Here is an 11410-nt window from a genome sequence, read left to right on the forward strand (position 1 = left end):
AATCCGACTAATGGAGAGACAACCATCCGCTATTATTTACCGGAAAAAAGTGATGAAGGCAGAATTTATATCTATGATATATTGGGCAAACAGGTAAAAGTATATGAGCTGCTTAAAGGTTCTCATAGCATAATATTGCGTGCAGCACAATTGAATACAGGCGTGTATTTTATTGCTATGGAATTGGATGGGATAATAATTGGAAGGGAAAAAATGGTCATGAATAAGTTTTAAAAAGAGCTAATTGTTACTTTTCATCAACCGGTCATACATAACAATACTGCCTGAAACAGCTACATTTAAACAATATTCCCCTGAAAATCAATTAGTTCATTTTGCCAAACGGCTGGATCTTTTTGGCTGGGGATGGGTGGGCTATTCTTCTTGTTGTTTAAACCCTATTCTTTTTCTGCTCTTGTGTTCCAGTTCTTCTTGTTTGGCTTGCTCTAACTGTTTAAGATATTCAAAAATTAAGGTAATTTGTTCTTCCTGCCCCGATACCTTTTTTCTGATTTCACTCATTTGGGTAAAAAGCTCTTGATGTGTCTGTATAATTTCACGCATCTTGATGAAAATTTCAGTGATGCGTACACTCATATACCTTGCCCTTTTGCTTCTTAAAACATGTGCTACCTGCAATATTCCATGTTCAGTAAAAACCATTGGTAAATAACGAGTTCCGCCCCTTCCTTTTTTTGAGGTCACAATTTGTGACCTCAAAGATTCGTGTTCTTCTTCGGTTAACTCAAACATAAAATGCTCAGGAAAAATATCAATATTGCGCTTTACTGCTTGTTTCAGCACTTTTGTTTCTACTTCATATAGTTCTGCCAGGTCTTTGTCTAATATTACTTTTTGTCCTTTGATTTCGTATATCTTGCTTAAGATTACTTCCCGTGGTATGGCTATTTCTTTGCTCATTTTTTTGTTTTATTTCGTTGGCAAAGTTACTGACAATAAATAGCATTAGACAAAAAAAGCAAGTTTTCAGGTCAATGAAGGAGAATATTGTTCAATATCTGGCAAAAAGTTAAAAAAAATTTATAAATAAAATCCGGTAAAAATAATTTTATTAAGAGAGCTAATTCTTACTTTTCATCAATCGGTCATACATAACAATACTGCCTGAAACAGCTACATTTAAACAATGTTCCCCCGGCAAAACTATCATTTCGTGGCATTTATTTTTTGCTTCATTGGTCAATCCTATATCTTCAGCGCCAAGCAGGTAAATGCATCTTTCAGGATGTTCATAATCTTTTATGGGTGTAGCGTTCTGGTCAAATTCCACGCCAACCAATCTGCAGTTATAGGGCATATGTTTGTAAAACTCCTCAACGGAATCGTAATGATACGATGGTATTTTTGACCAGCTTTGCAGCACGTCTGATGATTGTTTTTTGTATTTTTTATTGATAGTAAAAATAAATGATGCCCCAAAAATAAAGGCCGAGCGCCAAAGCGTGCCAAGATTGGTTTCTCTTTTACAATTGAGGATGCCGATGCCGAAAAAGCCGGTGGAATGGTGGATTCTTTTCATTAAAAGGAGGCTTTGAAAAACGTATGAAAATTAAAAAAAAATGCCACTAAATCACCAAAACACGAAATCCCACGAAAGCAGTAGGCAGTAGGCAGTAGGCAATATTGCCTACTGCCTACTGCCAATTTCTTTAGTGGGATTTTGTGTTTTAGTCCCGAGTACTCGGGATTGTGGCGTAAATTTTATGTTTTTCAAAGTCTTCTAAAACGGTTGCTCATATCCCAGCATAATTAATTCACAATCTTTCACCGGGTTAATACATTCATAACGTAAGTACACATAATAAACGCCAGTTTGCTTGCAATTAAAGACTAATTGTGAAGAAAACTTTTTACTTATTTTATCAATTCTTACTCTTAATTTTTGATCAGCGTCATAATAATCAATATTAAAATCAGTAATAGCACAGTAGCTCGAATCGCACAATACCATTTTATATACTTTGTCTTTACTAAAAATATAAGGAAATTCTATTTCAGCGTGTTTTTTACCTGCGTTCCATCTATTGCTATTAGACTCAAAAGCCCTTAAAAATTTAAAACTACCCAGCGTATTTTTACATGTATAGAGGTTTACTCTGGAAAAATTGCATTGAGAAAACAGTACTGTGGTATTTAAAACCAAAATTAAAACTAAATTAGAATAAAAAATTAACTTCATTTTGTAAGAGTTTGATAATTGCAAACATATTCTTTTTTTCGCAAATATAAAAATAATAATACCTTAATTAGCGAATAATTTTGTAAAAATTAAAAATGGCAAACTACGACTTCAAAAAAATAGAAGATAAATGGCAGCAATACTGGAAAGAGAATCAAAATTTCCGGGTAGATATTGACAAGAATAAGCCCAAATATTACGTGCTGGATATGTTCCCTTACCCATCCGGTACAGGTTTGCATGTTGGGCATCCCCTGGGATATATCGCCTCCGATATCGTAACACGTTACAAGCGACTCAAAGGCTTTAATGTGCTGCATCCAATGGGTTTTGACGCTTTTGGCCTTCCGGCTGAACAGTATGCAATACAAACCGGTCAACACCCGGCTATTACGACCGAAAATAATATCAAAAGATACAAAGAGCAGTTATGTAAAATTGGCTTTTCTTTTGATTGGTCACGTGAAGTAAGAACATGCGATCCCAAGTATTACAAATGGACGCAATGGATATTTATACAATTATTTAATTGCTGGTATAACAATGATGCTGATAAAGCTGAACCAATTGTTACGCTGATCAAAAAGTTTGAAACTTCAGGTATAAGCAATGTTAATGCGGCCTCTAATATGAACCATAATTTTAGTGCCGGTGAGTGGAAAAGCATGCCTGAAAAACAGCAGCAGGAAATACTCTTGAGCTACAGGCTGGCTTATCTTGCAGATACCACGGTAAACTGGTGCCCTGAATTGGGAACCGTTCTTTCAAATGAAGAAGTCAAGGATGGTGTGTCTGAACGGGGCGGCCATCCTGTTGTCAGGAAAGAGATGAAAGGTTGGTGTTTGAGGATCACTGCTTATGCAGAGCGTTTGCTGAAGGATTTGGAAAAAATTCACTGGCCGGAGCCTTTAAAGGAGATGCAGCGGAACTGGATTGGAAGGTCGGAAGGAGCAGTGTTAAAATTCGAAATTCGAAATTCGAAATTCGAAATTCGAAATCCAAAATCCAAAATCGAAAATTCAAAATCTGCGGTAGAGATATTCACAACACGCCCTGATACTATTTTTGGAGCTACCTTCATGGTGTTAGCTCCCGAACATGAGTTGGTAGAAAAGATCACAACGGATGAACATAAGAAAGTTGTCAAGGAATATGTTGAATTTGCCAAGAACCGCCCTGAACGTGACAGGTTAAGTTTGCAGACTATCACAGGAGAATTTACAGGTGCATATGCCATACACCCATTTACTAAAGAAAAAATACCTGTCTGGGTTGCAGATTATGTATTAGCCGGTTACGGAACAGGGGCCATCATGGCTGTTCCCGCACATGACAGCCGTGATTATGCCTTTGCTAAACATTTAGTACTTCCAATTAAAGAAGTTATTACCGGAGGTGACGTTACAAAAGGTTCTCACGATGATCCCAATGGAACGCTTATTAATTCTGATTTTCTAAATGGCTTAAATGTTGACCAGGCCATTAAGAAAACAATAGAAAAAGCTGAAAGAGCAGGCATTGGTAAGGGAAAAGTAAACTATAAGCTTCGTGATGCTATTTTTAGCCGTCAGCGTTATTGGGGCGAACCATTCCCCATCTATTTTAAGAATGGGATGCCTTATGTTATTGACCACGCAGATTTACCGCTAATACTCCCTGAAATTGATGAATATAAACCTACTGAAACGGGTAAACCTCCTTTAGGAAGGGCTAAAAACTGGAAATACAAAGGAAAATATCCACTTGAATTGAGTACAATGCCTGGCTGGGCCGGATCTTCGTGGTACTATTTGAGGTACATGGATGCAGGTAACGAAAAAGAATTTGTTTCAAAACAGTGTGTGGACTATTGGCAGAATATTGATTTTTACATAGGCGGTGCAGAACATGCCACGGGGCACTTGCTGTACGTCCGGTTCTGGACTAAATTTTTGCACGACCTGGGCTATCTTCCTTTTAATGAGCCTGCTAAAAAGCTCATCAACCAGGGAATGATCCAGGGACGGTCAAATTTTGTTTACAGGATCAGGGGAACTAACAAATTCGTATCCTATAATCTTCGCAAAAAACATAAAACTACTGCACTGCATGTGGATGTGAATTTTTTGGAAAATGATGTGCTGGACCTAAAAGTTTTCAGGAAATGGCGTCCGGAATTTGCAGATGCTGAATTTATCCTTGAGGATGGCAAATATATATGCGGGGTAGAAATAGAAAAAATGTCAAAATCCAAGCATAATATTGTGACCCCGGATGATGTTATTGAAAAATATGGCGCTGATACCTTGCGATTGTATGAAATGTTCCTTGGCCCGTTAGAACAGTTCAAACCCTGGAATACCCATGGCATAGAAGGCGTACTTAAATTTCTGAAAAAATTATGGATGTTATTCCATAATGATAAGGGTGATTTTATTGTGTCTGAAGAGGAACCGACAAAGGAAGAATTAAAAATAATTCATAAAACCATAAAAAAAGTTGAAGAAGATATAGAGAGGTATTCTTTTAATACTTCTGTGAGTACGTTTATGATATGTGTTAATGAATTAATGGAACTGAAGTGTAACAAAAAAGCCATATTACAAGACCTGGTGATCATTCTTTCTCCTTTTGCCCCGCATATTGCAGAAGAGCTTTGGGAGAGAATCAACATAAATGTTGATGCACAAAAAGCTTCATTTCCAAAATGGAGTGATAAATACCTGGCAGAAGACAGCTATGAATATCCCGTGTCTGTAAATGGCAAACTGCGGGCTAAAATAACTTTTCCCCTGGGCCTTTCCAATAAACAAATTGAAAAAGAAGTGCTGGCATCTGAAAAAATACAGAAATGGGTTGAAGGTAAGACGCCTAAGAAGGTGATCGTAGTGCCTAAGAAGATCGTGAATGTGGTGGTGTGAATTGGATTCTTGATTCTTGATTTTGAAACCACTAATTACACGAATTACACTAATTAAGAATTTCACTAATGTGGAATTAAAAATGAGCAAGGTGAAAAAGAAAAACTTTAATATTTTATATTTTACTATGTTAATTTTTACAATCAGCAGTTGTCAGGTTTCTGGTTATCAGTTTGGTGCAAAATCATATCAACCAAGAATAGTTGATGAAATTAGAAAAGATGAAGTTTCAAAAAATGATTTTATATTTTGTATTTATCCTAAATTTAAAAACACACAATGTAAATTATTTATCAATGATGCAATAGTATTAGATTCAGTAATAAACCTTAATAATTTAGGTTTATTTGCACGTAGATGTAATACATTTGGCCCAAAAAAGATCTTATTAAGGTTAAAATTAAATGAATCAGACAAATTATTCTTACAAATTGGAAAAAGAAAAAAGAAAGAAATACTATGGGATAATAATTACCGAAGAATAATTCTGAAGAAAAGATGTGGAATTTTAAGACTTTCTTCTTTTAAAAAAATAGAAGGTTTTATTTGATCAGCTAGTACGCGTTTTTAGTGTAATTCGTGTAATTAGTGGTTTCGGATTTTGAATTTTGGATGTTTGACCCCGACTTTGTCGGGGCAGGTATTGGATGTTTGATATATTACTAAATTGTTGATATATGCATAAAATTGTTATTTTTTATTTCACAATTAACCCTGTCTTAGCTCAAGACACCTTATCTATCTCTATCGTTAATCCATCCAAAGCGCAAGAAAAATGGACATTTACCGTCTCATCAGAGTCTCCCGCAGGGGACTCTGATGGGACAGAAGAAAAATGGACATTTGAATTGTTTTACGGTGGACTCGTATATAATGTTCCAATGCGTCTTAATATTAAGCAAAGGGGTGAAGAGGTTTTGCGAATTAAGGCAAAATATGCCTCAGAATCACTAACCAACCTCCCTCTCTATTGGTTGTGGCGGTTTAGCCGTTGGTCGGGAAATGCCTCCTGGGAGCTTGAGGGCATCCATCTCAAGCTGTTTCTAAAGAATAAACCGAAAGAAGTGGAAAATTTCGATATCTCGCATGGATTTAATCTGTTGAACATTAATCGTAGCTGGAAATATCAAGGGTACTTTTTCAGAGCAGGAGGAGGAGTGGTGCTGGCTCATCCTGAAAGTACGATAAGAGAAAAAAGGCTTGATGAACATGAAGGAATTTTTAATACGGGATATTATATTAGCGGGCCCAGCATTAATCTGGGAATTAGCAAACACTTCTATTTTTCAAAGAAATTTTTTCTTTCTGCCGAAATTAAAACTTCTGTTTCCTATGCTAATGTCCCTATAAATGACGGAAACGCAGATGTCTATAATACTGCAATTCACGTTATTTTGGGATTGGGCTACACTTTTATTGATAAAGAAAAATAGTTGAGAAATTAGCGCGGGGGGGGCTGATTTATTTATTCATAATTATTTCATACATTAAAGCCTGAGTTTCTTTTTTACTTCCTCAAGAGAGATGCCTTCTCCTCTATTTTTTTGTTTTAGTGATTTTCTTAATTCTTCCTCTATTTCAGGTCGTAATTCAAGCCCATTATCAGGGTCAATGATTTCATAGATTGCCTCTTTGATAAAGCTTTTTAGCTCTCCTACTGTTATATCGCTTAATTTCTTATCTGTAGTAACTGTTGACATTTTTATTTATTAATAATAACTTATTTAAATATGTAAAGGTATGAAGAAAAACCATAACAAAAAAATCTTTTTTCTATTTTATGTGTTATAGGTATTTTCAGGGTTTGGTGATCTGAAGTTATTACTCCTAAGAGTACATTTGCCTGCTGCCTGCTGCTACTTTCTACAAATTGCCTGCTGCCAACTGATTTCACGGCCATCCCAGCTTTTTCTTCAACTCATCTTTGGCTTTCTGCTCCAGCTCTTTCTTTTTCTTTTCAGTTGCTGCTTTGGCTTTTTGTTCCGCTTCTCTTTTCTTCTTCTCGGCTGCTTTCCTTAATCTTTCGGCTTCTGCTTTTGCTTTTAGTTCGGCTTCTTTCCTTTTCTTTTCAAGTTCTTCTTTGGCTTTTTGTTCAGCTTGCTGTTTTACCTTATCTACTTCTTGCTTAACGGTTTCTTTAACAACCTCTTTTACCTGATCCTTAGCGCTGCTTCCGGCAATTTTTATTTTGGGGTCATTATGAGTTCCGCTAACATTCAGGTCAAATTTCACCCTGTCAGAGCTGCTGATATTTTTTCCGGTAATAGACGCGAGACTGGTGTTCAGCGCTTTGCTTACAGCACCGCCCGGCACATCCATTTTCAGGAGGTAATCAATGCTGCCGTCAATGCCGTTGCTGCCCGCAATATTCATCTTATTGTTGCCTGATATAACATCAAAAGGTTTAAAGAAAATCCTACCGTCTTTGATTTCGGCTTCCATCAATACATCCTTTAATTTCATTTCTTTTGTACCACTTAATTTGGTCACTTCATTCATTTTGTCCAGGAGTTTCAAGCCCTTTAATGTGGCTTTTGATACATTGATAAGACCTCCCCCGGTAAGGTTATTATAAAGAGGCATCATATCCTGGGCTAACTCCCCGTTTACTTTGAATTTTGTAGAAAAATAACCGTCAATGGTTTTGGCAATAGGGGCTAGAGCACGCACCGTGCTAAATGTATTATAAGCATCTTTAATGGCCATCTCGCTGATATCAAGGTCAAGATCATAGCGGGGGTGGTTGATATCCCTGGAATCATAGGTCGCGTTGGTTGTAAAAGTTCCTCCCAAAGTTTCAAATGTTACACCAATAAGCTTCAGCATTTGGTCCCTGATAAGCACTGTGCCTCTAAAGTTTTTCAGGGTCATATTATCATAGAGTACCTCGTTGATGGCAGATTGAAGTGTAAAATCAATATCTGCCGGAATCTCTACAACGGTCAAGGGTTCTTCACCTTCACCTTCACCGCTACTACTGTTACTGCTACTACCACTACTACTTTCTTCCGTCATCCACTCGTTCACATCAAATTTGTTTGAGTTGAAGATCATATCACCCCTGATCGTCTGATTTTCAGCAAACATCCAGGCGATATAATTAAAAAAATTTCCGGTGATGTGAATATCGCTTTTACCCACCCAGCCGTCAAAATTATTGATCGTGACCTTTTTAGGATCAAACTCGATTTTGGAATTGGTAATTTTTAAACCCTGGGGCAGGTCAGCGCTCACAAAATTGATGTCATTGATGACGATTGACCCGCTCGAGGATAGCTTATCATACCGCCCGGCTTCTATATATGACATTCTGCCTCTTGTATAAACGTCTGCCAGGATCTTGCCTGAAAGGGTCATATCTTCAAGCGGGAATATCTTTGTAATTTTAGCAAGATCAATACTTCCCTGAATATCTACATCGTAAGCCGGATCATCCAGGTTTTTCAGAGACATGCGTGCTTGCATCGGTTCTCCATCTATTTCCATCATAAAATCTTCAACCAATATTTTTGTATCGGACAGCTTTCCGGTTGGATTGTTTACGAAAGCATTAAAGTTTAATTTTTCTAATGCAGACGGGAAATCAGCGGTTTTAACATAGCCGTTTTTCAGGTTCATAGCAGCAGTCACAGCAGGCATTTGTGTTTCGCTGTATATTCCTTTTGCTTTAACATCCAGGCTAAACAATCCTTTCAATGCAAGCCCTTCCATGGGTATCATTTTAGTAAGCTCGGCAAGGTTTATTTTTGCCAGTACATCAGCATCAATTTTATAATCGGCAAGCCCCTCTACCAAAACCCTTGCGTCAACAGGATTATTACCCATATCCATATGAAATTTCTTGATATTGATAACCGTATTATCAAGTATGCCGTCCTTGTTATCAACATACAAATCCAGTGTAATGTTGTTGATGGCTGTGGGCAAATCAGGGTATTGTAACATACCATCGTTGACTATTAATTTAAGCCCAAAAGCAGGCAGAGAATTTTCATTATAGGTTCCTTTTGCAAATCCGTTGAAAGCCAGGCTTCCACTTGTTTTCAGATCCTCAAAACCTTCTAAAAAAACTCCCGGAACTAAAGAAAGAATATTTTTGAACCGGGTTTCTTTTGTTTTAAAGGTGATATCCATATTGATGTCTTTTTCGTTCATCGTGAGAAAACCATCAAATCCAAAAGAGAAGTCATTGATCTTTATCTTGTTTTCTTTGAAAATATATTTTGAATTTGGCATGTCCATATTGATTATAAAATCAATGTCTAATGTATTTTTATTAAAGTATTTGACCCCGTTAAGCTCAAGTGTCAATGCATCAATTTTAGTATTTGTGACCAGGTCTAAAATATCCTGTGTGAAGTCCCCGCTGCCTGTATGATTTAGGTTGACTATTTCTGCGTACATCGGAGCAGTGCGGTCGTCAAAGACGATATATCCGTCTTTGATCTCCCATTTTTTTATTTTTATGGAAAAATCGGAAGGTTCCTCTCCCTCCTTCTCCTCTAGTTCTTCTTCTCCTGCAATGAATATATCCCAACTAGCTGTGCTATCTTCCAGCACGGTCGCAAATATTCTTGGGTTTATAAGATAAATCCCATTAATTTTAATTTGGTCTCCGGAAATTACACTCATCAGATCTACTACAACCCGGAAAGATTTGATTGAAGTGAGGGTATCTCCCTCAAAGGTATCTTTACCTATGATCCCGAAATCGCCTAATTTTAGGGTCAAGTTAGGGAAATTAGTTAGCAGTGAGATACCAAACTTATCAGCATCAAAATACACCTGTGCATTGATAGATTTTGCTAATTCTTCATCAATTTTGGCTTTTATTTCGTCTTTATAAATGATTGGAATTGTAACGACCAGGGCAAACAACACTACAATTACCCCGAGTAAAATTAAAAGTATCTTTTTCATAGTATAAAAGTTTTTAAAGATTAGATTCAAGTTATAAAATCAATTTGATCATCAAATGCAAATTTACAATATTTTTTTTATTAATTTTAATGCCTTATAAAATTTTTTAAAATGGGAAAAATAATCATTAGCGGAGGCGGCACCGGAGGTCATGTTTATCCTGCTATTGCGATCGCAGATGGACTTAAATATTTTGACAAAACAGTAGAAATACTATTTGTTGGAGGAAAGGGAAAAATGGAAATGGAAAAAGTACCTGCAGCAGGCTATAATATAACGGGATTATGGATAAGTGGGTTACAACGAAGATTAACTATAAAGAATCTTTCATTTCCATTTAAGCTGCTTCATAGTTTGATAAAATCCAGGAAGATATTAAAGCATTTCAAACCGGATGTAGTGGTTGGTGTAGGAGGCTATGCAAGCGGCCCTATACTGTACATGGCCGCAAAGCTTCATATACCCATATTAATACTTGAACAAAATTCCTATGCAGGGTTAACAAACAAATTGTTAGCTAAAAAAGCAGACAGGATTTGCGTGGCTTATGAAGGTATGGAAAAGTTTTTTCTAAAAGAGAAGATATTGATAACCGGTAACCCTGTAAGAAAAGATATTATGAATGTACATCTGAAAAGGGCTGAGGCTTTAAAATATTTTGATCTTTCTGAAAATAAAAAAACCATATTAGTGACCGGGGGAAGCTTAGGTGCACGTACTATAAATGAAAGTATAGCGCTTAATCTTGCTGATATTGTTAATTCAGGCTTCCAGCTTATCTGGCAAGCAGGACGGAAGTACAAAAGATGGAAGATGTCACCCCTAACGGGTGACCACCTCAAAGGGTGGGAAGATGGAAGATGCCTGCCTGCCGATCCCGAGTTACTCGGGACGGGAGCTTCAGTGCAGGCAGGGGAGATGGAAGGTATTCGAATATTAGAATTTATTGACAGGATGGATCTGGCATACGCAGCATCAGACATCGTGATCTCAAGAGCAGGCGCGATCGCATTATCGGAATTATGCCTGGCAAAAAAACCTGCCATTTTAGTTCCATCGCCCAATGTTGCCGAAGACCACCAAACCAAAAATGCCCTGGCTTTGGTAAATAAAAATGCCGCAGTGTTGATAAAAGATGAAGAAGCAAGAGAAAAATTGGTTGATACAGCTTTAGCGTTGCTGAATGATGAAGAGAGAAAAAACATACTGAAAGAAAATATTGGAAAGCTGGCTAAACCGGGAGCGACAGAGGTGATTGCTAAGGAAATTTTGGGGTTGGTTGGGTGAAATCGCATAAGAGTGTGAAATGACTGTAATTAGTGTCTGTCTATAATGTCAAAAATATTCGTTAATGAAAATCCAAAGTTTCAACATTAAGTTGGCAGTCGGC

The 11410-nt window shown here is 37.0% G+C and carries 10 protein-coding genes; 5 read left to right on the forward strand and 5 right to left on the reverse strand.

The features are described from left to right. Positions 1 to 234: T9SS type A sorting domain-containing protein (locus tag FVQ77_16185; protein MBW8051841.1), on the forward strand; the 234-nt coding region annotated here is incomplete at its 5' end. Between the two features lie 141 nt (positions 235 to 375). On the opposite strand, the gene FVQ77_16190 is transcribed toward FVQ77_16185, so the two are convergent. The 3 genes from FVQ77_16190 to FVQ77_16200 form a co-directional block, all read right to left on the reverse strand. After that, positions 376 to 921 (reverse strand): ORF6N domain-containing protein, encoded by a 546-nt coding sequence (locus FVQ77_16190; protein MBW8051842.1) that lies wholly within the window; start codon positions 919 to 921, stop codon positions 376 to 378. 160 nt (positions 922 to 1081) lie between these two features. Next, positions 1082 to 1540 carry an RNA methyltransferase gene (locus FVQ77_16195; protein MBW8051843.1) on the reverse strand — a complete coding sequence of 153 codons (459 nt, stop codon included), beginning with the start codon at positions 1538 to 1540 and terminating at the stop codon, positions 1082 to 1084. Between the two features lie 201 nt (positions 1541 to 1741). Beyond that, complete coding sequence (locus tag FVQ77_16200) at positions 1742 to 2200, reverse strand: hypothetical protein (protein MBW8051844.1); 459 nt, start codon at positions 2198 to 2200, stop codon at positions 1742 to 1744. Positions 2201 to 2295: 95 nt separating this feature from the next. Between FVQ77_16200 and FVQ77_16205 the strand changes: the two genes are divergently transcribed. The 3 genes from FVQ77_16205 to FVQ77_16215 all read left to right on the forward strand — a co-directional run bounded on the left by FVQ77_16205 (position 2296) and on the right by FVQ77_16215 (position 6533). Next, positions 2296 to 5100, forward strand: a complete 2805-nt coding sequence (locus tag FVQ77_16205; protein MBW8051845.1) for a leucine--tRNA ligase — start codon at positions 2296 to 2298, stop codon at positions 5098 to 5100. 82 nt (positions 5101 to 5182) lie between these two features. Next, positions 5183 to 5650, forward strand: coding sequence for a hypothetical protein (locus FVQ77_16210; protein ID MBW8051846.1), 468 nt, complete (start codon positions 5183 to 5185; stop codon positions 5648 to 5650). A 127-nt stretch (positions 5651 to 5777) separates the two neighbouring features. Continuing rightward, on the forward strand, positions 5778 to 6533 hold the full coding sequence (locus FVQ77_16215; GenBank protein ID MBW8051847.1) for a hypothetical protein: 756 nt from the start codon (positions 5778 to 5780) through the stop codon (positions 6531 to 6533). Positions 6534 to 6587: 54 nt separating this feature from the next. Here the strand turns inward: FVQ77_16215 and FVQ77_16220 are convergent, their stop codons facing one another. Both FVQ77_16220 and FVQ77_16225 read right to left on the reverse strand, forming a co-directional pair. Next, positions 6588 to 6800, reverse strand: coding sequence for a hypothetical protein (locus FVQ77_16220; GenBank protein ID MBW8051848.1), 213 nt, complete (start codon positions 6798 to 6800; stop codon positions 6588 to 6590). Positions 6801 to 6990: 190 nt separating this feature from the next. Continuing rightward, positions 6991 to 10020: a hypothetical protein gene (locus FVQ77_16225; protein MBW8051849.1), complete on the reverse strand. Its 3030-nt coding sequence runs from the start codon at positions 10018 to 10020 to the stop codon at positions 6991 to 6993. A gap of 111 nt (positions 10021 to 10131) precedes the next feature. Here FVQ77_16225 and FVQ77_16230 point away from each other — a divergent pair, with 111 nt between their 5' ends. Further along, positions 10132 to 11307 (forward strand): UDP-N-acetylglucosamine--N-acetylmuramyl-(pentapeptide) pyrophosphoryl-undecaprenol N-acetylglucosamine transferase, encoded by a 1176-nt coding sequence (locus FVQ77_16230; GenBank protein ID MBW8051850.1) that lies wholly within the window; start codon positions 10132 to 10134, stop codon positions 11305 to 11307. Positions 11308 to 11410: the final 103 nt, after the last annotated feature.

The organism is Cytophagales bacterium (assembly GCA_019456305.1).
GTDB lineage: Bacteria > Bacteroidota > Bacteroidia > Cytophagales > VRUD01 > VRUD01.